Genomic DNA, 21,554 nt, shown 5'->3' with positions numbered 1-21,554 from the left:
TACGTGTCGTCCCCGCCGACCTCAAGACCCCGCCCCCGAAGTTCACCTGCCCGACGGACGGTCGTCCCCGCGGCGCTACCCGCCGCCCGGGCGCCCGCTCGCACCGTCCGCGACCGGGCCGAGACGGTCGAGCCACGCCCGGACCGGGCCGAGCGACACGAGCCCCGACCCGGCTCCCGCGAGCTCGTCCGGGGTGCGCGCGAGCGCGTCCCGCGCACGACGCGCGAGGCGCGCGTCCCCCAGCCGGACGGCGGTCTCGGCCACGAGCGCCCACCGCAGCTCGCGCAGGTGGTCGGCCGGGGGCTCGGGTGCCACGCGGACCAGGTCGGCGGCGGCCTCGCGGTCGCCGGCGTCGAGCGCGAGCAGCGGCGCGACCCACGGCGCGTACGGTCCCGCGTCGCCGAGCCCGGCGAGCGGGCGGCCGTGGCGGAGCCGCACCGTGAGCAGCGCGAGCGGGAGCAACCCGTCGCGCACGCCCGGCATGCGCACCCCGGCCAGCAGGTCGTCGGCGGCCCGGTACGCGCGCGCCGCAGCGTCGGGCGCGGAGGTCTCGGCGTCGCGCATCGCCCGGTACCAGGCCGTGAGCATGGGGACGACGGGCGACTCGTACCCGGCCGCGACGTCCTCCGCCGCGGCGGCGTGGGCGTCGGCGTCGCCGAACCGCCCGGCCCCCGCGGCGGCCTGCATCCGGACGAGGTGCCCGAGGATCGCGAACGTCGGCAGGTCGTGGGCGGCGGCGAGCTCGACGAGCTCGGCGCCGGTCGTCTCCCGCTCGGCGCCCGCGCCCGGGCGTTGGAACGACTGGAGGAAGCGGGCGTTGAGCGCGAGCGCGAGCGTCCCCGGGTCGCCGACGGCGCGCGCGACGCTCACCGCGTCCTGGGCCGCGGCCCAGGCCCACGCGTCGCGCGTCCCGCGGTGCTCGATCCCGACGACGGCGAGCAGGCGCGCCCGCAGCACCGGGCTCGCCTCGGAGCCCAGGCGGCACAGCGTGCGCCGCGCCACGCCGACGAGCGCGGCGGCCGCCTCGGGGTCGTCGCTCCGGGTCCAGACGGCCGGGACGTCGTACGCCGTGACCGTGCGCGCGGTGAGCACCGGGTCGCCCGTCGCCTCGGCCGCGAGCGCCGCGGCGACCCGCTGCTGCTGTGCGGTCGCGAGGTGGTCTCCCCCGGCGATCGCGAGCGTGCGCGCGACGTCGACCGTGGACCGCAGCTGGGCGCGCGAGGTCGGGGCCGTGACGGCGAGGCGGGGGCCCGGCGTCGGGCCGTCGAGCGACGGCGCCTGGGCGAGCACGTCGCGCTCGAGCCGCACGAGCTCCGGTCCTGGGTCGAGGCCGAGCTCGTCGGCGAGCCGACGACGCGCCCGGCGCACGACGTCGAGCGCGTCGGACTGGCGGCCCTCGCGGTACAGCGCGAGCGCGAGCAGCGCCCACGCGTGCTCGCGCCACGGGTGCGCGGCGGCGTGCGCGTCGAGCGCGGCGACCGCCTCGCCCGGGCGCCCGTCCGCGAGCAGCGCCTCCGCGAGCAGCTCGACCGCCCGCGCGTGCACCTCCGCGAGGTGCCGCCGCTCGGCGCGCACCCACGCGCGGTCCGGCAGGTCGGCGTACGGCTCCCCGCGCCACGCCGCGACCGCGTCCTGCAGCGCACGCGTGTCCGACGGCGCGTCCCCGACCCCGAGCCCCGGCGTGGCGCCGGGTGCCGCGGCGGCCAGGCCGTGCGTCGTGCGTCCACCGACCAGGGCGACGGCCGCCTCGATGCGCGCCGCGTCGAGCGCGCCGTCCGGGACCCGCAACGCGTAGCCGCCGTGCTCGGTGACGAGGACGCGCGGCCGCGTACGCGGTGCGCGCTCGGGCTCCAGGCGACGGCGCAGGTCGCCGACGAACGTCGCGAGGGCACCGCGCCGGGCGCGGAGGTCGCGCTCCGCGTCGTCGTCCCACAGGTCCGCCGCGAGCCGCTCGAACGACACCGGACGACCGCGTGCGGCCGCCAGCCGCGCCAGGAGCTCGCGCTGACGCGGCCCGCCCGGGTCGACCTCCGCGCCGTCGCGCAGCAGCCGGACCGGCCCGAGCACCTCGATGCGCAGCTCCACCACCCGGCCATTCTCGCCGGGCCGTGCCGCGGCGGCGACGAGGGCGGCGTGCGCGCGGCCCGGGCGGCGCGCGGCACTGATCAGACGCTGATCCGCCGCTCCGAGGATGGTCGCGAGCCGCCCGGCACGACCTCCGGCGGCCCGAACCACCCGAGAGAGGACCCACCCATGCACATCCCCGGCTTCGAGACCCGCACCGTCGAGGTCGCGCCCGGCGTCGCGCTGCGCGCGGAGACCGCGGGCGACGGCCCGACCGTCGTCCTGCTGCACGGCTTCCCCCAGACCCGCCACATGTGGCGGCACGTCGCCCCGGACCTCGCGCGCGACCACCGTGTCGTCGTACCCGACCTGCGCGGGTACGGCGACAGCGCCAAGCCCGCCGCGACGACGCCCGACGTCTACGCCAAGCGCACCATGGGCGCCGACGTCGTCGCGCTCGCCGACGCGCTGGGCGTCGACCGGTTCGCCCTGGTCGGCCACGACCGGGGTGCGCTCGTCGCGTTCCGCGCCGCGCTCGACCACCCGGACCGCGTGAGCCACCTCGGGATCCTCGACGTCGTGCCCACGCTCGACACGTGGGGCGTGCTGCACGGCGTGGACGCCGCGGTCGCGTTCCACCTCTACCTCATGGCCCAGCCGCCGGGCCTGCCCGAGGCGATGATCCGCAACAGCGCCGACGCGTTCTTCGGGTCCTTCCTCGACGCGTGGACCCAGGACCCCGCGTCGATCCCCGCGGACGTCCGCGCGCACTACCTCGCGGCGAGCCGGGACGCCGTCGACTCGATCGTCGCGGACTACCGCGCGACGGCGACCGTCGACGTCGAGCACGACCAGGCGTCGCTCGACGCCGGGGACCGGCTGGCCATGCCGGTCACCGTGGTGCAGCAGGACTGGGGCGCGCAGCTCGGGTACGACGCCGCGGGCGTCTGGCGGCGCTGGGCACCGGACCTGGAGCACCTCACGACGACGGCCGGCCACTTCATGGCCGAGGAGGCCCCGGCCGACGTCGCGGCGGTCGTGCGGGCGCTCGGCCGGCGCTGACCGGGCGGCCCCGCGGTCCGTCCTGCCGCGGACGTCAGCCCCGGGCCCCACCCCGAGATCGACCCACCCGTCGTCAGGTCGACCCCCTGAGGGTCGATCTCGGACGCTCGGGCCGATCTCGCGCACCTGTCGCGCGTCCGTCTCAGCGGTACCAGTCCTCGTCGATCGTCGCGAGGCGCGACGGGTGCGCCTCGGGCCCGAGGCCGTAGAACCGCTGGAAGCTCATGAGGAGCGGACGCCACCGGTCGGGGTCGACGCGGTGCGCGGTCCCCGGCATGCGGACGCTCTCGTGGACGTGCACCCGCGTCACGCGCACCTCGAACGCGACGAGCGACCCGGCGCGGGCGGGATCGTCGCGCCCGAGCGGGTGGGCGTGCACGAGCCGCGCCTCGACCGCGACGGGGCACTGCGCGGCGCGCGGCGGCGCGACCGTGTCCGACGCGACGGGCGTCAGCCCCGCACGCGCGAACTTGTCCGGCTCGTAGCGGTACCCGACGGACGCCTTGCGCTCCGGGACCGGGTCCCGCCCGGTCGTCAGGGCGAGGCGGTCGACGGCGTCGACCTCGGCCGTCGAGGGCAGGTTCACGACGACCTCGCCCGTCGCGAGGAGGTTCAGCGCCGTCTGCGAGCGCGCGCCGAGGCCGAGCACCGCCGTGCGGCCCAGCCAGAACACCGACGACATCGGGGCGAGGTTGACGCGGCCGTCGGTGCTCACCGTGCTGAGCAGCGCGACCGGCGTGCCGAAGTACAGGATCCCCGGGTCGATCACGACGTGCGACGGGGCGGGGCGGGTCGAGGTGGTGGTCACGGACCCAGCCTCGCCGCGCGCGGACGCGACGTCTGGCGGCCGTCGGACGTCGCGTCCGGGGCGCGACGGCGGCGCCTACGACAACAGCACGGCGACCCGGTCGGCGCGGTCGTCGTCGGGCCGCGTGCCCTCCTCGACGACCTGCCGCGCGAGCTCGCGCAGACGGACGTTGCGCTCGTTCGACGCGCGCTTGAGGAGCGCGAACGCCTGCTCGGGCCGGACCCCGAGCGTCGCGGCCACGACCCCCTTCGCCTGCTCGATCGGGCCCCGGCTGTCGGCCGCGGCCGTGATATCCCGCTGCGCCTGGCGTCCGGCCTGCGCACGGACCGGTCGCGTCACGTCGACGAAGTACCCGAGCAGCTCGACGACCCGACCCGTGTCGCGGTCGCGCCGCCCCTGGCCGACGACGACGAGGACACGCTCCCTGCCGCGCGCGTCCATGATGCGGTGCAGGCTCGAGAAGGGTGCGCCGTCCCGCCGTGCGCGTTCCAGCACGTCCCGGACGCGCTCACGGTCGTCGGGGTGCTTGTGGGCCAGCACGAGCGACGTCGTCGGCACGACGTCGCCCGGCTCGAAGCCGTGCAGGCGGTACGTCTCGGCCGACCACCACCAGGTGTCGGTCGCGAGGTCGACCCGGTACTGCCCCAGGGTCGTGTCGTCGGCGAGGGACAGCGGGTGCAGCGTGGCGTGATCCTCCAGGGACATGGGTCGTCTCCGTCGTGGTTCAGCGGGTCGTGAGCCAGGTCCAGACTCAAGACCCGGACTGTAGTCCGACGCGATGTTTCTGCAACCCGCCGCCTGCACGGTGCTCCGACGGTGCAGGTGGGTCGCCGAGCGAGCGCCCGGGGTGGTGGAAAACTGGACGAGGTGCACGAGGACCGGACGGAGGCGGACGTGGGCGCGTCGGAGCTGCTGGGCCTCCTCGTCCGAGCGCTCGCCGAGGCCGACGGCGACCTGCCGATGCCCGAGCGCATGTGTCAGGCGTGCGCCACGGCGCTCGGCGCCGAGAGCGCCGCATTGACGGTCGCGGCGACGGCGGACGAGCGGCTCACGGTCGCCACGGCCGACGGGGTCGCGGCGCGCGTCGAGGACCTCGAGGAGACCCTGGGCGAGGGGCCAGCCCAGCTCGCGCTGGCCGAGGACCGCGTCGTGGTGCGCGAGGCCGACGGGAGCCGTGACGGCGGCGCCTTCCCGGTGTTCTCCCGCGTCGTCGGACCGATCAGCGGGCCCGCCACGTACCACGCCGTCCCCATGCACGCCGGTGGCCAGGTCGTGGGGGTGCTCAGCCTGTTCACCGCCTCCACCACGCTCGCGCGCGAGGCGGGCGACGTGCAGTTCCTCGCTGACGTCGTCGGGCTGTCGCTCCTGGCCGACCTGGAGTCGCTCGACTGGTCGACGCGCGCCGAGGTGCACCAGGCGACGGGGATGGTCACGGTCCAGCTCCGGGTCGCGCCCCGCGACGCGCTCGCCGTGCTCCGGGCTCACGCCTTCGCTCGGTCGGCCACGCTCGAGGAGGTCGCCGAGGAGGTCGTCGGACGACGCCTGAGCTTCACGTACGACGCGAGCGACACCGTCCGGACGCAGCGGGCCGAGGAGCCCTGACGCACGACCCGAGCGGGCCCGGCCGGGCAGCCTTAGGCTCGACGGCGTCGTCCTGTCCGCCCGAGGGGAGCCGCCGTGCGCGCGACCGTCATCCACGCCCCGTACGACGTCCGCGTCGAGCAGCGCGACGACCCGCGACTGCTCGCACCGACCGACGCGATCGTGCGCGTCGAGGCCGCGTGCGTGTGCGGCTCGGACCTGTGGACGTACCGCGGGGCGAACCCGATCGACCACCCCGTGGCGATGGGTCACGAGTACGTCGGCACCGTCGAGGAGGTGGGCGCCGACGTCCGGACCGTGCGCCCGGGAGAGCTCGTCGTCGGGTCGTTCTTCGCGTCCGACAACACGTGCCCGATCTGCCGCGCCGGCTACCAGACGTCGTGCGTCCACCGGGAGCCCGTGCGCGGCGCCCAGGCCGAGCTGCTGCGCGTCCCGCTCGCCGACGGGACGCTCGTCGCGACGCCCGAACGTCCCGACGACGACCTGCTGCCCGGGCTGCTCACCGCGTCCGACGTGCTGGGCACCGGCTGGTTCGGCGCCCGCGAGGCGCAGGCGGGACCGGGCCGGTCGATCGTGGTGGTGGGCGACGGCGCCGTCGGCCTGCTCGCGGTCCTCGCCGCCGCGCAGCTCGGGGCGGAGCAGGTCATCGCCATGAGCCGGCACGCGCCTCGCCAGGAGCTCGCGCGGGCGTTCGGCGCGACCGAGGTCGTCGCCGAGCGCGGCGACGACGGCGTCGCGCGCGTCCTGGATCTCACCGACGGGCTCGGCGCGCACGGCGTGGTGGAGGCGGTCGGCACGCCGGAGTCGGTGGCCCAGGCGCTCGGGGCCGTGCGCCCCGGCGGACACGTCGGCGTCGTCGGGCTGCCGCACGGCGTCGAGCTCCCCGTCGTCGACATGTTCTACCGGCACGTGCACTGGTCGGGCGGTCCGGCGCCGGTCCGCCGGTACCTGCCCGAGCTGATGGACCTCGTCCTCGAGCGTCGCATCGACCCCGCGCGCGTGTTCGACCTCGAGCTGTCGCTCGACGACGCGGCCGAGGGCTACGCCGCGATGGACGAGCGCCGCGCGATCAAGTCCCTGCTGCGCCCCTGACGCCGGCCACGGACGCCCGCGCCACCGACGAGGCCGTCCGTGTGCGAGCAGCGGCTCCCGGCGGGACCATCGCTGACGTGGGACGTCGCGCGCGCATCACCCGCTCCGGGGCCGTGCCGAGGCACGCGCACGCGCTCGTGCTCGCGCTCGTGCTCGTGCTCGGGACGACCGCGGGCTGCACGGTGAGCCGGCAGGACCCCGGGCAGGCGACCGCGGCCGTGGCCGACGCGCTCGCCCAGGCCGGGTCGGCGGTCGAGACGACGCGGCTCACCGTGCGCCTGCTCGACGCCGACCGCGTCACCACGCCCGTCGCGGACGCCGCGGTGCTGGACCAGGTGCGCGTGCTCGAGGAGTCCACCACGGCGCTCACGACCCTCGTCCCGCCCGACGACGTGTCGTCCGCGCAGCGCGACGCCGGTCTGGTGGCCGTCGCGGACGCGACGCGCGAGGTGGTCGCGGCGCGCGCGTGGGTCGCGCGCGAGGCGGGCGGCGACCTGTCGGAGGCCGGCGGGGTCCCCCTCACGGCGTCCGAGCTCGAGGCCGACCTCGCCCGCGCCGCCGACGACGTGGACACGGCCCTGGCCCTGGCGGGTGGCGCGTGAAGCGGCTCCTCGGGGTCGCGCTCGGCATCCTCACGGCGATCGGCGGGTTCGTCGACATCGGGGACCTGGTCACGAACGCCGTCGTCGGGTCGCGGTTCGGGCTGTCGCTCGTGTGGGTCGTGGTCGTCGGCGTGGTCGGCATCTGCCTGTTCGCGTCGATGTCCGGCCGCGTGGCGGCGGTGAGCGGGCGCGCGACGTTCGAGATCATCCGCGAGCGCCTCGGCCCCCGCGCGGCGGGCGCGAACCTCGCGTCGTCGTTCGCGATCAACCTGCTCACGCTCACGGCCGAGGTGGGCGGCATCGCGCTCGCGCTGCACCTCGCGAGCAGCGTCGAGCCGCGGCTGTGGGTCCCGGTGGCGGCGCTCGCCGTCTGGCTCGTGCTGTGGCGCGTGAAGTTCCAGGTCATGGAGAACGTCGCGGGGCTGCTCGGGCTGCTGCTCGTGGGGTTCGGGGTCGCGCTCTTCCTGCTCGGCCCGGACTGGGGCGAGCTGCTGCGCCAGGCCGTGCCGCCCTCTCCCCCGGCGACGGAGCACGTCGCGACGTACTGGTACTACGCCGTCGCGCTGTTCGGGGCCGCGATGACGCCGTACGAGGTGTTCTTCTTCTCGTCCGGCGCCGTCGAGGAGGGGTGGACCGCGAAGGACCTCGCGCAGAACCGGGTCAACGTGCTCGTCGGGTTCCCGCTCGGCGGGCTGCTGTCCGTCGCGATCGCCGCGTGCGCGGCCGTGGTGCTCCTGCCGGCGGGCATCGAGGTGTCGTCGCTGTCGCAGATCGTGCTGCCCGTGGCCGAGGCCGGCGGGACGCTCCTGCTCGCGGTCGTGATCGTCGGGATCGTCGCGGCGACGTTCGGCGCGGCGCTGGAGACCGCGCTGTCGAGCGGGTACACGCTCGCGCAGTACCTCGGCTGGTCGTGGGGGAAGTTCCGCCGCCCGGCCCGCGCCGCGCGCTTCCACGTCACGATGGTGGTCGCGCTGCTCCTGGCCGTCGCCATCCTCATGACGAGCGTCGACCCGGTGGCGGTCACCGAGATGTCCGTCGTGTTCTCCGCCGTCGCGCTGCCCCTCACGTACGTGCCGATCCTCCTCGTCGCGAACGACCCGGAGTACATGGGCGAGCACGTCAACGGGCGCGCGACCAACGCGCTGGGCATGGTGTACCTGGTGATCGTGGTCGCCGCGGCCGTCGCGGCGATACCCCTGATGATCGCGACGGGAGCGGGGTCATGAGCCGGGACGCCTCCACGCCGACGGGGGTGCGCGTCGTGGACGCGCGCCTGCACCTGCTGAGCCGCCAGGTGCTCGACGTCGACGGCGAGCCGGTCACGACCGTCGACGACCTCGAGCTCGTCGCCACGGACGGCGCGGACGGCAGCGCTCGGGACGACGGGCCGCGCGACGCGGTGCCCGGCGAGCCGGCGGAGGTCGGCGCGATCCTCACCGGCCCGGTGCTCGTGACGCGCCTCCTCGGCGGCCGACCGCCCGCGTCACGCTGGGAACGGGTCCGGTGGGCCGACGTCGGGCACGTGGGGACGGCGCTCGAGCTCACCGTCCGCGCGGACTCGCTCGACCTGCACTGGACCGAGGACTGGCTGCGCGAGCACGTCGTCGGCCGCGTCCCCGGCGGCCGGCACGACCCCGAGGAGGAACCGTGATCCTCGGCGACCTGCTCGACGCGCACGTCCTGGGCCCGGACGGCGAGGGCCTCGGCTTCCTCGTGGACGTCCGGCTCGCGCTCGACACGCTGCCCGACGGCGGCCCGTCCGACGCCGGGGACGACCCCGACGACGCGCACCCGGAGGACCGTGCCCTGAGCGCGAGCGTCCGGCGACGCAGCCGGGTCGGGCGGGCGCGCGTCGTCGGGATCCTCGTGAGCCCGCGCACGGGCGGGTCGTTCCTCGGGTACGAACGCACGGGCGTCACCGCTCCGTGGCCGGTCCCGCAGCTCGTGCGTCGCCGGCACCGCGGGACGTTCCTCGTGCCGTGGGACGACGTCGCCGCCGTCGGGCAGGGCGAGGTCCGCCTCGCGCCGGGGTACCGGCAGGACGACGCCGCCCTGCCGTGACGTCGGGCGCGACGGCCGGCCCGAGAGGCACTCCCGGTCGGGAGAGGCACCTCCGCGTGCGGCGCCCGCCCGGGGCGCAGCGCTCGGCGCGTTGCGAGCGGGCCGGGGCCCCGTGACGCTGGACGGGACGGTGAAGCCACCCGCCGTCAGCCGTCCGGGCGGAGGCACGAGGACACCGTCGCCCTGCCCGGCGACACGGGAGGACCCATGAAGGCGCTGTTCGTGAGCTGCACGCTCAAGAAGTCCCCGGAGCCGTCCAACACCGAGGCGCTCGGGCGGGTGGTCGCCGAGGCGCTGCAGAACCGCGGCGTCGAGGTCGAGCACGTGCGGCTCGTCGACCTCGACGTCCTGCCGGGCGTCGTCACCGACGCCGGTGCGGGCGACGACTGGCCGCGCGTGCACGAGCGGCTGCTGGCGTCGCAGATCCTCGTCGTCCTCACGCCCACGTGGCTGGGCCGCCCGTCGTCGGTCGCCCAGCGCATGCTCGAGCGCATGGACGCGATGCTCTCCGAGGACGGGCCCGACGGCGCGCCGGTCGCCTACAACCGGGTGGCGGGCGTGGTGGTGACGGGCAACGAGGACGGCGCGCACCACGTCATCTCGGAGGTCAGCGGCGCGCTCGCCGACATCGGCTACACGATCCCCGGCCAGGCCTGGACCTACTGGAACCAGGGTCCCGGCCCGGGCCCGGACTACGTGCAGACCGGCCACGGCCACGAGTGGGCGCGAGAGACGGGCCGCCTCATGGCGCACAACCTGCACGCGGTCGCGACGGCGCTCCAGGAGCACCCCGTCCCCGCCCCGGGGTCGTGATCGCCCGGCCTACGACTCCGCGATGCGCTTGATCGCCGCGAGCCGGCGGTGCGTCGCATCGATCACGCCCGCTCACGCACCCCCGGCCGCGATCCCCGCCACCGCGGCCGCGAGGCACACGGCGAGCATCCCGAGCGCGTGCAGCAGCGCGACGGCACCGCGGCCCGCGAGCAGCAGGCGCGCGCCCTCGACCGACGCCGTCGAGAACGTCGAGTAGCCGCCCAGGAAGCCGACCCCGAGCACCGCCGCGACGTCGCCGTGGCCCGGGTGCGTCACGCCCCAGCCCGTGAGCAGCCCCAGCAGGAAGCACGCGCTGACGTTCACGACGACCGTGCCGAGCGGCGTCGACCACCGGTTGTGCCGGGCCACGAGCGTGTCCAGCAGGAACCGCGACGCCGCGCCGAGCCCGCCGGCGAGGGCGACGAGCACCAGCTCGGGGACGCCCGTCACCGCGCCCCACCGCCCCGGGCGACCAGCCGCCGTCGGGCCACGGCGGCGAGCGCGATCCCGCCTGCCGCGGCCGCGACGCCGAGCGCGACGCTCCCCAGCGCGTACGCCGCGCCGAGCGCGGCGTGCCCCCCGCTCGCCAGCCGCTCGACCTCGACGGCGAACGTCGAGTACGTCGTGAACCCGCCGAGCACGCCGGTCCCGCAGCCGAGCCGCACGCCCCGCCGCCACCCGGCGTCCGGTCCCGAGCGGAGCAGCGTCTCGAGCAGCGCGCCGAGCACGAACGACCCGGCGAGGTTGATCCAGAACGTCGTCCACGGCCACGACCCGGGCGCCGGGGCGAACGCCTGCTCGAGGAGCGCGCGCGCCGTCGTGCCGACCGCTCCCCCGGCCGCGACGAGGCCCGCGAGCGCGAGGAGCGGCGTCCGTCGTCTCACTTCTCCCACGGCGTGCGGAGCTCCTTCCAGTCCACGACCGCGAGCGGGACCGTGAGCACCGGCCGGTGCTGGTGGTGGGCGAGGTGCGCGGCGACGGACCCCTCGACGAGCTCGCGCAGGTGGGCGGTCGACCCGGGCGCGCGCGTCCCGACGACGATCACCGCGGCGTCGACCGCCCGCGCGAGGTGCGTCAGCGCGCGGTCGGGGCGACCCGCGAGGTAGCGCAGCTCCCACGCCACGCCCGTGCCCCGCAGCGCTTCCTCGGCCTCGGCCCGCAGCCGGGCCTCGACCTCCTGCCAGGAGTCGTCGGCGGAGTCCGGGTCGAGCGGCGCGTGCGTCACCGAGCCGTCGGGGTGCTCCGCGACCACGTGGCGCGAGGTGTCGGCGTACCCGGCGACCACGCGGGACCCGGCGGCGTCCGCCCAGGCCGCGGCCGTGCGGACCACGAGCGGGTCCCCGCCGGGGGCCACACCGACGACGACGGGGTGTCCTGCGAACGGGACCATGCGGTCGAGCGCGGGCTGGGGCACGGGTCTGGCTCTCATGCGGACCTCTTCCCGCGGGCAGCACCCTGCCCGCCGACGTGCGACGAGGCAGGAACCATCAGCCCTGGCGGCGGTTCGGGCGGCTACGCCCCGGCGGGATCCATCACCGCCCCCAGGGTAACCAGCCCGGCCGCCGAGCGCTCAGCCGGCCTTGGTGTCCAGCCACTTCTTCTCGCCGAACGACTTGGCGAGCTCGTGGTCCGTGATGACGAACCCGACGGCCTGCGCCACGGGCAGGATCTGGTCGCGCTCCAGCCCGTCGTCGATGCCGAGCCGGTACATCATGACGACGGTCCCGGTGTTGAACATGACCCCGGGCGAGTCCCCGTCGTCGAGCAGCGCGTACGTGCCCTGGAACCCCGGCTGCGGCACCGCGGCGGCGAGGGTCGGGTGCGCAGGTCCCGAGGTGTCGGCGAGGGGGTCGCCCTCCGGCGCGGCGTTGAAGGCCGCGGCGATGCGCTCGGCCTCCTCCTCCGACCCGACGTCCACCAGGACCAGGTCGAGCGCGAGGGTCGGGCCGTCGTCCGACACGACGCGGGCCTCGAACCCGGCCTGGCACGAGCCCGCGATCGCCTCGATGGCGGGGATCGCGGGCAGGTCGTCGCACGCGAAGTCCCGCCGCGCCACGAGCGCGATGCGGTCCTCGTTGACGAGGTAGTCGTTGTCGGAGAAGTAGTCCCACGACATCGGCGCGAGCGCCGGGCCCGACTCCGGGTCCATCTCCGCGCCCGCGCGGTACTGCTGCTCGAGCCACGGCTCGTCGTCCGTGACGTCGGTGTCCACCGGCTCCTCGGTGGCCTCCGGCTCGTCGGTCTCCTCCGGCTCCGCCGGGGCCTCCGTCGCGGGCGCCTGCTCGGCGGTCGTCGGTTCCGGGGCGGGCGACGCGTCGTCGCGCACCGCGAGCCACACGCCGAGGCCGCCCGCGACGAGCACGAACGCGCCCACGCCCGCGAGGACGGGCACGAGCCACTTCCGCGAGCCGCGACCGGGCGGCGTCGTGTACGGGGAGAAGCCGTAGGGGTCCGACGGCGGGGCGGGCGGGCCCGGCACGACCGTCGCGTCGTCCGGCGCGCCGTAGGCGTGGCCCGACGGGCCCGGGTACGGGGTCGTCGGGGCGCCGTACGGGGCCGTCGAGGTGCCGTACGGAGCGCCGGGCGGCGGCGCGTACCCGGGCGCGGTTCCCGCGGGCGGCCAGGTCGCCCCCGTGTCCGCGGGCGGGAGCGTCGCGTGGGGGTCGCCGGGCCCGCCCGGCGCGCGGCGTCCTCCCGTGCCGTAGGGGTCGGTGTCGTAGGGCGCCTGGGCGTGGGGGTACCCGTAGCCGGGTGCGGACGGCCCCGGTCCGGCCGAGCCCGTCCCGCCGTCGTCCCCGTACCGTCGCGGCGGCCGCATGACGGTGTGGTCGTCGACCGGGTGGTTCGGGTCGGTGGGGTGGGACATCGGACGGGTCCTCTCGTCGCAGGCGGCTCGTGCAGGGTAGCGGAGTCGCTCGCGCGGGCGTACCAGCCCCCGCGGCCCACGACGCACGGGTGCCACCCCTGGCAAGAGGACCGTCGGGGCGCCAGGATCGGTCCATGAGGAGACGACTGTGCGTGACGCTCGCCACGATCTGTGCCCTGGCGCTCGGCCTGGGCACCGCGACGGCGCTCGGGCAGGACGTCGGCGCGGCGAGCGGAAGCACGGTCACCACCGCCGCGGGGGTCACTGCCACGCCGGCCGGGGGGTACGTCTTCCGACCCGGCGACCCCATGATCTTCAGCAACGGCGGGACGGCGTCCGGGGGCTACGAGGGTGCCTGCACCGGCGGTTACGCCGTCGCCGGTGACAGCGGGACCTTCCTCCTCGGCCCGCGAGCCTGCTCGGTGATCTTCTCGTCCGTGCGAGGCAGCGACCGCCTCTACGGGTGGACGTTCTCCCAGAACTACCCCGACGGGAACGCTCTCGTGCGCGAGGTCCCGGGGGACGACGCGTACCAGATCGTCCGCGACCCGCTCACGGGGAGGACGCCGGGCGACGGCCGCGTCGTGGGATGGACCGCGTCCGCGGCGCAGACGCGGGGGATGCTCGTGGGCAAGATGGGGATCGGGACCGGCTGGACCGAGGGCCGGATCACCGGGGCGGTCATGTTCCGCGGGATGACGCTGCTCTGCACGGACATGCGCACCGACCTCGGCGACGCGGGCGCCCCGGTCTGGCGCTCGGACGCCACCGGCCTGCGCGCGCTCGGCACGATCCAGGCGTACGACCCGAGCACCCGGACCGGGTGCTACCGGCCCATCCAGGAGACCCTGGCGATCTACGGCGCGCACCTCCCCGCGTTCGGGCCGTCGCAGGGCCGCCCCGGCTTCGGCACCCTCGCGCCGGGGATGCCGTGGCTCGGCGGCGGCGACGCCTTGGCGGTACCCGTGAAGAACATCCCGGTCGGCACGGACTGGCGGGCGCCCGTCGCCCCGCTCGGCTCCTGACACCGGCCACCCCGCCGCGGCGGGTCGTCCGTGCGACGGACGGCGTGTGACCTGCGCGACGGGTGATCTCCTCCCCAGGGTGGACACGCCCGCGGGGCGGGCAGCGTACGCTGCGGGTGGGTCACCGGACGACGGACAGGGGGAACTACCGCTCGACCGACGAGAGACCGGACCGCCGTCCGACCCGCACCAGCGCTCATGAACACACTCACCTGGACTGCCGAAGACGACGCGACGTGGCGCGCCCGCAGCGCGTCGCGCGAGTACGTGATCCGGCGCGACGAGACCGACGGCTGGACGCTCGACGGGCCGGAGCGCACCTGGGTCGCGCTGCCGAACCTCGAGGTCGCCAAGGAGGTCGCCGCGCTCGCCGACGAGGTGCACCACGACGACGACAGCATGACCCGCTACCGCGTGGTCACCGCCACCGGCGCGCGCCGCGGCGAACCGTTCGGCGCCGACAGCGACGAGGACGCGATCGACGTGCTCCGCGCTCGCCGCCGCGCGGGCAACCTGCCGCTCGCGCCGTTCCGGCTCGAGACGAGCGACGGGCGGCTCGTCGGGTCGTGGCAGAAGGCGACCGAGATCCCCGCCCGGCCGGCCACGTCGCACGACGGGACCGTCGGCCCCGTCTGAGCCCCGGGCCGAGCCCACGGTCCCGTCGACGGGCCCGTCAGCCCCCCGAGCGCAGGGCCGCGACGTGCGCAGCGCGCTCGCGCCGGCTGCTGTCGACGTGCGCCTCCGCCAGCGCCGCCGCCCGCTCGCCGTCCCGCGCCGCGACCGCCTCGAACAGCTCCGCGTGCTCCTCGGTCACGTGCGCGAGGTCGTCGTGCTGCGACAACGCCCACCGCACGCGGCTGCGGATGCCCTGCATCATGTCCCGCAGGAGCCGGTTGTCCGCGAGCTCGGTCACGATCTCGTGGAAGTCCGCCGCGGACCGGCGCGACCCGATGCTGTCGGCGGTGCGCGCGCCCTCCTGCTCTCGCGCGAGGGCGCGTCGGAGCCGGTCCAGGCCCTCCGCGCCGTGCCGCTCGGCGGCGAGACGGAACGCCAGCGGTTCCAGGACCTCGCGCACCTCGTCGAGGTCGGCGAGGTCCGCGTCGGAGAACTCCCGGACGACGGCCCACGTGTGCGGCCGCAGCACGACGAGCCCCTCCCCCTCGAGCGCCTTGAGCGCGTCGCGCACGGGGATGCGGCTCACGCCGAAGTCGGCCGCCAGGTCCCGCTCGACCAGCCGGGACCCCGGGCGTCGCACCCCGTCCAGGATCTCGTCGCGCAGCGTCGCCGCGACCCGGGCGGACTCCAGCACTCGCTCCTCGGCTCCGGACACCGGTCGATTCTCCCACCGCGCCCGACGCGCGCACGCGGGTGCGGACGGGGCGCGGCCCCGGGTGCGCGCTCGCTCTCCGTGCCGTGGAGAGCGCCCGGCATCCGTGCGAGGGTGGAGGGACACGCGTCGAACGAGGGAGTTCCGATGTCGAGCATCACCCGTCCCCCCGTCCTCCGTCGGGCGCACCGCGTCCGCCTCGCCGGGGCGGCCGCGCTCGCCGTCGGGGTCGCGCTCGCGGCGCCGGCCGCGGCGGTCGTGCCCGCGGCCCAGAGGACCACGGCGCAGGAGACCACGACGGCCGTGGCCGCGGCGCCCGACGACGGGTACGACGTGATCTTCGACGGCACCGCCGAGTCGTTCGCGGCCTGGGAGTACGCGGGCGACGGCGGGTTCGACCTGCTCGACGACGGCACGATCCGCTCCCGGGCGGGCGCGGGCGGCGGGTTCGGCACGCTCTGGTACCCGGTGCGGCAGTACGGCGACTTCTCGCTCGTCGTGCAGTTCCGCGACGACGCGCCCGGCGACGCGCGCGCCAACAGCGGCGTCCAGGTCCGGTTCCCGGACCTCTCCGGGCCGGTCGAGGGGTGCCCGACGACGTTCAACGGCAACGAGACCGGCAACCTCTCCTGGATCGCCGTGAACTGCGGTCACGAGATCCAGGTGAACGACTCGCCCGAGGGAGGGTCGAACGACCCGCGCAAGACGGGCTCGGTCTACGGGTTCGCCGACATCGGGCTCGACCGTGCCCGACCCACCGCGAAGGGCACGTGGAACGAGCTGGAGGTGCGCGTCGTCGGGCAGCACTACACGGTGATCCGCGACGGTGTCGTCATCAACGAGTACGAGAACCTGCCCGGCGTCCCGTTCCCCGACCGCCCGCTCGACCCGGACTCGAGCAGCCGCGGCCTCGTCGGGTACGTCGGCCTGCAGGCGCACGGGTCCGCGCCCGACGTCGTCACCTACCGCGACGTGCGCGTCCGCGAGCTCCCGCCCGTCCACGTCGAGGTGGACGCGCGCTGCCTGGCGGGGACGGCGCACGTCGCCGTGCGCGCGCTGAACGTCGGGGAGGACGCCGTGGACGTCACGCTCGGCACGGCCGCGGGCGAGCGTTCGTTCGCCGACGTCCGGCCGGGCCGCAACGCCTACCAGTCGTTCAGCACGAGGGCCGCGTCGGTCGACGCGGGCACCGCCACGCTGACGGTGGCGACCGACGACGGCCCGGTCGTCGTGGAGACGCCGTACGCGGGGGTCGACTGCGGCTGAGAAGGACGGGCGGCGTCAGAAGTACTGGCTGGCCGCCTGGTAGCCGCTGATCGCGCCCAGGATGAAGCCCACCGCGGTGCACGCGATCGCGACCCCGAGCGCGATCTTCGCCGTCTTCTCGTTCCGGCGGACCGCGATCGCCGAGAAGACGATCGCGAGCACGCCGAACACGATCGGCAGGAAGAACACCGCGATCGGGCTGAACACGTACGCGAGGATCGTGCGCCACGTCATCGGCTGCGGGCCGGCGGGCGCGTACGCGCCGTAGCCGGGCTGGCCGTAGGGGGCGCCGTACGGCTGCTGGCCCTGCGGCGGGTACGACGCCCCGTAGGGCTGCTGCCCCTGCGGCGGGTACGGCGCCACGGGAGGAGCCTGCGGCGCCATCTGCCCGTAGGCCGGCTGGTGCTGCTCGGGCGGCGCGGGCTGTCCGTACGCGGGCTGGCCCTGCCCGTACGGCGCCGGCGCCCCGTAGGGACCGGGAGCGGCCGGCTGCCCGTAGGCGGGCTGGCCCTGCCCGTACGGCCCGGGGGCCTGCGGGGGCTGCTGGGCGTCGCCGCCCGGGTGCTGCTGGTACGGAGGCTGGCTCACGGCGTGTTCCTTCGTCGCGGGTGACGCCGTCCCGACGGCGGCGTGGTCCGAAGGCTAGCGCCTCCGGCCCCCGCGCGGGGAACGGCTCGGGACGGCGAGATCTCGCGGCCTACGAGCCCGCGGGCACCGTGATCTCGACGAGCCCCGCGTCACCCAGGTCGCCCGTCGCGACGACGACGCCCCGCTCGCGGTAGTCGCCCGCCCGCGGGGTCGTGGTGACGTCGGCGAGCGTGCCGAGGTCGGACCCCGCGCGCACCCGCACGCGCTCGCCCGGCTCGACGACCCGGTAGACGACCCGGCGCGTCCGTCCGGCGAGCTCGAGGTCGACGGCGAGGCCGTCGGCCGCCGCGGGCAGCACGGGGTCGACGACGAGCGCGCCGGACGACCCCGAGCGCTCCGTGAGGCCGAGCACGCCCTGGACGAGCTGACGCAGGTAGATGCCCGGCCCGCTGGAGTACACGCGCCAGCCACCGCGGACGCCCACGGTCCCGTCGCGCAGCCGGTCGAAGTCGCGCGCGAAGCTCTGGCGGTCCGGGAAGTCGGCGTCGCTCGACGAGAAGTACGCGTTGCGCTGGCGCGGCGCGGCGTGCGCGAGGCGGCTGCCCAGGTCGACGGGGCTGATGCGCAGCAGCTCGTCGAGCGCGCGGCCGCGGCCCAGGGCCGCGAGCGCCTCGACGTAGCGGATGTGCGCGTGCACGTACATGAGCCCGATCTCGCGGCCGACGTTCGCGGCCTGCTCGGCCCGCAGGAACGTGTGCGGGACGCCCTCGTCGAACGCGGCGGGGTGGTCCATGAGGCGCACGCCGTCGGGGAAGTGGAGGTGCTCGACCACGAGGCGCTCGTGCTGCTCCGCCTCCTCGGGCGTGAGGATGCCCGCGATGATCGACTGCGTCATGGGGATGAGGCGATACCGCATCCCGGAGACCGTGTCGGACGGGTGGATCACGAGCTCGTCGCCGTCGGACCCGTGCCGCACGTACCCGGCCATGACGCCGTCGACGAGCGCGCGCTCGCGCAGGTCGGCGCGGACCTCGGCGGCCAGTGCCCCGGCGCGCTGCGAGAGCGCGGCGTGGTCGTCGCCGCCGGACGTGGTGCGGGCGAGCAGCTCGGCGGCCTGCACGAGCAGCGCGGACGTCCACGTGGACGCGAGGTCCGTGCGCATGCGCGGGTCGGCGGGCTGGAGCGTGTCGTCCCAGTCGCCCTCGCCGTACGCGGGCAGGGCGGTGCCGGGCAGGCGGTCGCGGTCGAGGTGGTCGAGCAGGCGCGCGACGTGGTCGCGCACGGTCGCCGCGGCGTCGGGCCCGGACGCGGCCGGGCGCCGGTGCGCGTGGTCCCAGAACGGGACCGGCTCGTCGAGCACGGCGAGGTCGCCGCTCGCGTCGAGGTACTGCGCGAGCGCGAACAGCGGCCACACGACGACGTCGCCGTGCGACGAGTCGTTGTAGCGCTCGCCGTAGGCGTCGAACATGAACCACTGCGGGAACTCGCCCCACGTGTGCTGGTGCGCGAGGACGCGCAGCACGATCGCGCGCGCGACGTCGTGCCGCCCGCCCGCGAGCGCGAGCTCGAACGGTCCCTGGCACACGTCGCGCGTGCCCCACGCGGCGCCCGAGTACTGCTCCAGGCCGTGCGGGACGAGGAAGTGGATCAGGGCGTCGTGCGCGTACCAGGGCACGAGCAGGTCGAGCTCCTGCGTCTCCAGCTCCGCGTGGGGCGCGAACCGCAGGCCGCGCACGACCCCGCGGACGGTCGCGAGGTGGCCCGCGAGGGTCGCGTCGACGTCGGTGAGCGGGTCGTGCGCCGGCGCGGCGAGCGCGAGCGCGGCGTCGGCCCCGTCCAGCGATCCGGTGATCGCGAGCCGGAGCGCACCGGTGTCGGTCGCGCTCGTGAGGCGGTGCGCGGTCCCGGCAGGGGCGCCCGCCGGGTGCTCGGGGTCGAGCACGACGGACGCGCTCGACGACACGACGTACCGCAGGTCGGGGTAGTGCGCGTCGACGTCGCCGCCCGGGACGGGGTGCACGACGACGGCCTCGCCCGCGTCCGCCGTCGGGGCCACGTGCTCGACGACCCAGCCGCCCGCTTCGTCGTCGAGCTCGAGCGTCGCGGTGACGTGCAGCGGCCGGTCGCAGCGCACGTCCACGTCGATGCGGTTCTCGCGGTCGTGCGCGACGGTCCGCACGTCCACGCGGCCGAGCGGCGTCTCGTAGACCCAGCGGACGCCGCCGACGTCGAGGACGAGCGCCGAGGGGAGCCCGAGCAGCCGGGGGCCGCGGCCGTCGTCGACGAGGACCCGCAGCCCGCTGCTGCGGAGCAGGTTGAGGTGGTGCCGGTGCACGGTCGCGAGGCGGTTCGCCGTGGTGTTGCCGAGCACGACGTGCGACGCGAAGACGCCCGGCGCGAACGCCGTCGTGGAGAGCACGTCGTCCGTGGGCAGCACGTCGTCGCCCGCCTTGAGCACGTGCCCGTGCGAGCGCTCGGTCACGGTGTCCTTGCGCGCGTCCACGACGTGCGTCCCGTCCGCGGTGAAGAACGACAGCAGCGTGCCGTCGGCGTCGCGCTCGGGCAGGAGCACGTCGTCGGCGCCGAGCCCGACGGCGGCGAGCAGCCCGGCCTCGTCGAGCTCGTCGCCCGCGAGGAGCGGCGCGTCGCGCAGCACGGACTCGGTCCGCGGCAGCGGGGTGGTCGCGCGCTCGTCGGCGGCGGCGGCGACCGCAGCCGCCGCCCAGCCGGCCACCTCGTCGAGGTGCGCGGCGAGCGGGCCGGGCGCGTCGGGGTCGACGACGGTCACCGCGTGCACGCGGGCCGTCCCGCCGGACAGGTCGAGCGGGCGCGAGACGAGGGTCGGCATCGCGTACTCGTACTGGAGCACGCCGGAGTCCACGGGACCGAGCAGGCCGTGCGGGACGCCGTCGCGCCGGGTCCGGGCCGTGAAGACCTGGAGCGAGTCCGTGAGGTGCGCGACGGCGCCCTCGACGAGGAACGCGACGGCGAGCGGGAGGCGCGGCTGGGCGGACATGGTCTGCCGGCTGACGAGCACGGTGCCCGCGTCGGGGTGCTCCATCGCGCGGTGCAGCAGGTACTGGCACACGTACGGCTCGCTCGACAGCGCCGCCGCGGGCGGCGCGAGGGCGAGGTCCTGCGCGTGCACGACGTCGTAGCGCGCGTCCGCGGGCGTGCTCGCGCCGGCCGTGAGGTCGACGCGCCAGACGAGCGTGCGTCCGTCGAGCGTCAGCGCGACGCGCGTGGCGAGCCCGAGCGCCTCGCCCGCCCACACGACCCGGTCGGTGCCGACCTCGACCGACGTCACCGCGGGCGCCGACCCGGTGAGCCGGGCGACCTCGACGCCGCCGTCCGCGCGGGTCGCGCGCAGCAGGACGCCGCCGGGCATGCGGTCGTGCTCGCCCGGCAGGTACTGGTTGACGAGCAGGCCGCCCGTGCTCACGGCGCGCACGTCACCCCCGCCGGTGAGCTCGACGGTCAGCTCGCCCGAGGCGAGCGTCGCGCCCGCGAGGGGGGTCGTGCGTGCGGGGCTGGCGGTGAGGGTCACGCGGTCTCCTGCTCGGTGGTGCGGGTCTCGGGTGCTGCGGGGGTCGTGCCCTCGGGGCGCAGCAGCGCGAGGAACTGGTCGAAGAGGGCGACCATGTCGACGTTGTCGGGGTCCAGCAGCCACTGGAGCTGCAGGCCGTCCATGACGGCGGAGAAGAGCTGGCCGATCGCCTGCGGGTCGACCTCGGGGCGCAGCTCGCCGCGCGCGACGGCGTCCTGGAAGCGCGTGTCGTCCTGGTGGCGCAGGGCGCGGTAGCGGTCGCGCACGACGTCGTGGGCCGGGTGGGCGGCGTCCGTCGCCTCGGCGGCGACCACGACGTGCAGCGAGACGAGACCCGGCGTCTCGGCGTTGCGCCGGACCTGGTCGCGGATGGTCGTCAGGAGGTCGGCGCCCGCGGCCTCGTCCTCGGTGCGTCGCACGAGGTCGCGCCGGTCGCGCTCCTCGAGCGTCGCGGTCAGGAGGCCCGCCTTGCTGCCGAAGTGGTGCAGGAGCCCGGCCTCCGAGATGCCGACGCGCGCCGCGATCTCGCGCAGCGAGCTGCCGCGGAAGCCCTGCTCGCCGAACACCTCGACGGCCGTGCGCAGGATCTCGCGACGGCGCTGCTCGCCCCGGACGATGCGTCGGTCGGGCAGGCCGGCCGCCGTCGTGCCACGCGTCCCGGTCGTCGTCGTCGCACGGCCGCCCACGCCCCCTGCCGTCCCCGTCGTGGCGCCGCCACCTGCGGAGTCGCTCTCGTTCATCACCGTCTCCTTCGCCCAGTCTCTCGGCGCCAACGGTACGGCCTGGACGCCCCGGTTGAAAATACTAACCGAGCGCACGCTAAGGTAGTTT

At 76.1% G+C, this 21,554-nt stretch carries 22 protein-coding genes and 1 riboswitch; of the genes, 11 read left to right on the top strand and 11 right to left on the bottom strand.

The features are described from left to right. Positions 1-75: 75 nt before the first annotated feature. Positions 76-2,088 carry a BTAD domain-containing putative transcriptional regulator gene (locus ABWU78_RS08125; protein ID WP_439158071.1) on the bottom strand — a complete coding sequence of 671 codons (2,013 nt, stop codon included), beginning with the start codon at positions 2,086-2,088 and terminating at the stop codon, positions 76-78. Positions 2,089-2,253: 165 nt separating this feature from the next. On the opposite strand from ABWU78_RS08125, the gene ABWU78_RS08120 reads away from it, so the two are divergent. After that, a complete protein-coding gene (locus ABWU78_RS08120; protein ID WP_439158070.1) occupies positions 2,254-3,126 on the top strand; it encodes an alpha/beta fold hydrolase in 873 nt (290 codons plus the stop codon). A gap of 142 nt (positions 3,127-3,268) precedes the next feature. On the opposite strand, the gene ABWU78_RS08115 is transcribed toward ABWU78_RS08120, so the two are convergent. Together ABWU78_RS08115 and ABWU78_RS08110 are read right to left on the bottom strand one after the other, a co-directional pair. Next, positions 3,269-3,934: a flavin reductase family protein gene (locus ABWU78_RS08115; protein ID WP_439158069.1), complete on the bottom strand. Its 666-nt coding sequence runs from the start codon at positions 3,932-3,934 to the stop codon at positions 3,269-3,271. 75 nt (positions 3,935-4,009) lie between these two features. Beyond that, the gene (locus tag ABWU78_RS08110; RefSeq protein ID WP_353706902.1) at positions 4,010-4,639 is read right to left on the bottom strand and encodes a PAS and ANTAR domain-containing protein; all 630 of its coding nucleotides are present in this window, start codon (positions 4,637-4,639) and stop codon (positions 4,010-4,012) included. 162 nt (positions 4,640-4,801) lie between these two features. Here ABWU78_RS08110 and ABWU78_RS08105 point away from each other — a divergent pair, with 162 nt between their 5' ends. The 7 genes from ABWU78_RS08105 to ABWU78_RS08075 all read left to right on the top strand — a co-directional run bounded on the left by ABWU78_RS08105 (position 4,802) and on the right by ABWU78_RS08075 (position 10,104). Continuing rightward, complete coding sequence (locus ABWU78_RS08105; protein WP_353706903.1) at positions 4,802-5,536, top strand: ANTAR domain-containing protein; 735 nt, start codon at positions 4,802-4,804, stop codon at positions 5,534-5,536. A gap of 75 nt (positions 5,537-5,611) precedes the next feature. Beyond that, positions 5,612-6,628, top strand: a complete 1,017-nt coding sequence (locus ABWU78_RS08100) for a zinc-binding dehydrogenase (protein ID WP_353706904.1) — start codon at positions 5,612-5,614, stop codon at positions 6,626-6,628. A 77-nt stretch (positions 6,629-6,705) separates the two neighbouring features. Then, entirely contained in the window at positions 6,706-7,230 is a 525-nt protein-coding gene (locus tag ABWU78_RS08095) for a hypothetical protein (RefSeq protein WP_353706905.1), read from the top strand. Continuing rightward, positions 7,227-8,456, top strand: coding sequence for an NRAMP family divalent metal transporter (locus tag ABWU78_RS08090; RefSeq protein ID WP_353706906.1), 1,230 nt, complete (start codon positions 7,227-7,229; stop codon positions 8,454-8,456). Before ABWU78_RS08095 ends, ABWU78_RS08090 begins: the two co-directional genes overlap by 4 nt. Continuing rightward, positions 8,453-8,881, top strand: a complete 429-nt coding sequence (locus ABWU78_RS08085; RefSeq protein ID WP_253051541.1) for a hypothetical protein — start codon at positions 8,453-8,455, stop codon at positions 8,879-8,881. Before ABWU78_RS08090 ends, ABWU78_RS08085 begins: the two co-directional genes overlap by 4 nt. Beyond that, on the top strand, positions 8,878-9,291 hold the full coding sequence (locus tag ABWU78_RS08080) for a PRC-barrel domain containing protein (protein WP_253051542.1): 414 nt from the start codon (positions 8,878-8,880) through the stop codon (positions 9,289-9,291). Before ABWU78_RS08085 ends, ABWU78_RS08080 begins: the two co-directional genes overlap by 4 nt. A 207-nt stretch (positions 9,292-9,498) precedes the next feature. Continuing rightward, on the top strand, positions 9,499-10,104 hold the full coding sequence (locus ABWU78_RS08075; RefSeq protein WP_353706907.1) for a flavodoxin family protein: 606 nt from the start codon (positions 9,499-9,501) through the stop codon (positions 10,102-10,104). Positions 10,105-10,176: 72 nt separating this feature from the next. Here ABWU78_RS08075 and ABWU78_RS08070 read toward each other — a convergent pair whose 3' ends face one another. The 4 genes from ABWU78_RS08070 to ABWU78_RS08055 form a co-directional block, all read right to left on the bottom strand. Beyond that, positions 10,177-10,554, bottom strand: a complete 378-nt coding sequence (locus ABWU78_RS08070; protein ID WP_353706908.1) for a fluoride efflux transporter FluC — start codon at positions 10,552-10,554, stop codon at positions 10,177-10,179. Next, positions 10,551-10,988 carry a FluC/FEX family fluoride channel gene (locus ABWU78_RS08065; RefSeq protein WP_353706909.1) on the bottom strand — a complete coding sequence of 146 codons (438 nt, stop codon included), beginning with the start codon at positions 10,986-10,988 and terminating at the stop codon, positions 10,551-10,553. The genes ABWU78_RS08070 and ABWU78_RS08065 overlap by 4 nt, the downstream gene beginning before the upstream one ends. Then, on the bottom strand, positions 10,985-11,533 hold the full coding sequence (locus ABWU78_RS08060; RefSeq protein WP_353706910.1) for a universal stress protein: 549 nt from the start codon (positions 11,531-11,533) through the stop codon (positions 10,985-10,987). Before ABWU78_RS08060 ends, ABWU78_RS08065 begins: the two co-directional genes overlap by 4 nt. A gap of 42 nt (positions 11,534-11,575) precedes the next feature. Beyond that, a riboswitch (Fluoride riboswitch) is annotated at positions 11,576-11,650 on the bottom strand. A gap of 24 nt (positions 11,651-11,674) precedes the next feature. Then, positions 11,675-12,970 (bottom strand): hypothetical protein, encoded by a 1,296-nt coding sequence (locus tag ABWU78_RS08055; RefSeq protein WP_353706911.1) that lies wholly within the window; start codon positions 12,968-12,970, stop codon positions 11,675-11,677. Positions 12,971-13,104: 134 nt separating this feature from the next. Here ABWU78_RS08055 and ABWU78_RS08050 point away from each other — a divergent pair, with 134 nt between their 5' ends. Then, positions 13,105-13,995: a S1 family peptidase gene (locus ABWU78_RS08050; protein ID WP_253051548.1), complete on the top strand. Its 891-nt coding sequence runs from the start codon at positions 13,105-13,107 to the stop codon at positions 13,993-13,995. A 198-nt stretch (positions 13,996-14,193) separates the two neighbouring features. Continuing rightward, entirely contained in the window at positions 14,194-14,631 is a 438-nt protein-coding gene (locus tag ABWU78_RS08045; protein WP_253051549.1) for a hypothetical protein, read from the top strand. A gap of 37 nt (positions 14,632-14,668) precedes the next feature. Here the strand turns inward: ABWU78_RS08045 and ABWU78_RS08040 are convergent, their stop codons facing one another. Continuing rightward, complete coding sequence (locus ABWU78_RS08040) at positions 14,669-15,325, bottom strand: GntR family transcriptional regulator (RefSeq protein ID WP_253051550.1); 657 nt, start codon at positions 15,323-15,325, stop codon at positions 14,669-14,671. 144 nt (positions 15,326-15,469) lie between these two features. Here ABWU78_RS08040 and ABWU78_RS08035 point away from each other — a divergent pair, with 144 nt between their 5' ends. Then, positions 15,470-16,588 carry a 3-keto-disaccharide hydrolase gene (locus ABWU78_RS08035; RefSeq protein WP_439158068.1) on the top strand — a complete coding sequence of 373 codons (1,119 nt, stop codon included), beginning with the start codon at positions 15,470-15,472 and terminating at the stop codon, positions 16,586-16,588. A gap of 15 nt (positions 16,589-16,603) precedes the next feature. Here ABWU78_RS08035 and ABWU78_RS08030 read toward each other — a convergent pair whose 3' ends face one another. From ABWU78_RS08030 to ABWU78_RS08020, 3 genes are all read right to left on the bottom strand, one after another. Next, positions 16,604-17,176: a hypothetical protein gene (locus tag ABWU78_RS08030; protein ID WP_439158067.1), complete on the bottom strand. Its 573-nt coding sequence runs from the start codon at positions 17,174-17,176 to the stop codon at positions 16,604-16,606. Positions 17,177-17,285: 109 nt separating this feature from the next. Then, positions 17,286-20,723: a GH36-type glycosyl hydrolase domain-containing protein gene (locus ABWU78_RS08025; RefSeq protein WP_439158066.1), complete on the bottom strand. Its 3,438-nt coding sequence runs from the start codon at positions 20,721-20,723 to the stop codon at positions 17,286-17,288. Next, on the bottom strand, positions 20,720-21,463 hold the full coding sequence (locus ABWU78_RS08020) for a TetR/AcrR family transcriptional regulator (protein ID WP_439158065.1): 744 nt from the start codon (positions 21,461-21,463) through the stop codon (positions 20,720-20,722). Before ABWU78_RS08020 ends, ABWU78_RS08025 begins: the two co-directional genes overlap by 4 nt. Between the last annotated feature and the right edge of the window lie 91 nt (positions 21,464-21,554).

The sequence above is a fragment of the Cellulosimicrobium sp. CpK407 genome (genome assembly GCF_051844275.1).
Classification (GTDB): domain Bacteria; phylum Actinomycetota; class Actinomycetes; order Actinomycetales; family Cellulomonadaceae; genus Cellulosimicrobium; species Cellulosimicrobium cellulans_G.
The sequence above is the reverse complement of the archived record's forward strand: the minus strand, read 5'-3'. Positions and strand labels throughout refer to the sequence as shown.

Excerpts from the sequence above, each read along its gene's own strand:
- ABWU78_RS08120 (WP_439158070.1), top strand. The coding sequence starts at position 2,254 with ATGCACATCCCCGGCTTCGAGACCCGCACCGTCGAGGTCGCGCCCGGC.
- ABWU78_RS08110 (WP_353706902.1), bottom strand. The coding sequence starts at position 4,639 with ATGTCCCTGGAGGATCACGCCACGCTGCACCCGCTGTCCCTCGCCGAC.
- ABWU78_RS08085 (WP_253051541.1), top strand. The coding sequence starts at position 8,453 with ATGAGCCGGGACGCCTCCACGCCGACGGGGGTGCGCGTCGTGGACGCG.
- ABWU78_RS08075 (WP_353706907.1), top strand. The coding sequence starts at position 9,499 with ATGAAGGCGCTGTTCGTGAGCTGCACGCTCAAGAAGTCCCCGGAGCCG.
- ABWU78_RS08060 (WP_353706910.1), bottom strand. The coding sequence starts at position 11,533 with ATGAGAGCCAGACCCGTGCCCCAGCCCGCGCTCGACCGCATGGTCCCG.
- ABWU78_RS08055 (WP_353706911.1), bottom strand. The coding sequence starts at position 12,970 with ATGTCCCACCCCACCGACCCGAACCACCCGGTCGACGACCACACCGTC.
- ABWU78_RS08050 (WP_253051548.1), top strand. The coding sequence starts at position 13,105 with ATGAGGAGACGACTGTGCGTGACGCTCGCCACGATCTGTGCCCTGGCG.
- ABWU78_RS08045 (WP_253051549.1), top strand. The coding sequence starts at position 14,194 with ATGAACACACTCACCTGGACTGCCGAAGACGACGCGACGTGGCGCGCC.
- ABWU78_RS08035 (WP_439158068.1), top strand. The coding sequence starts at position 15,470 with ATGTCGAGCATCACCCGTCCCCCCGTCCTCCGTCGGGCGCACCGCGTC.
- ABWU78_RS08020 (WP_439158065.1), bottom strand. The coding sequence starts at position 21,463 with ATGAACGAGAGCGACTCCGCAGGTGGCGGCGCCACGACGGGGACGGCA.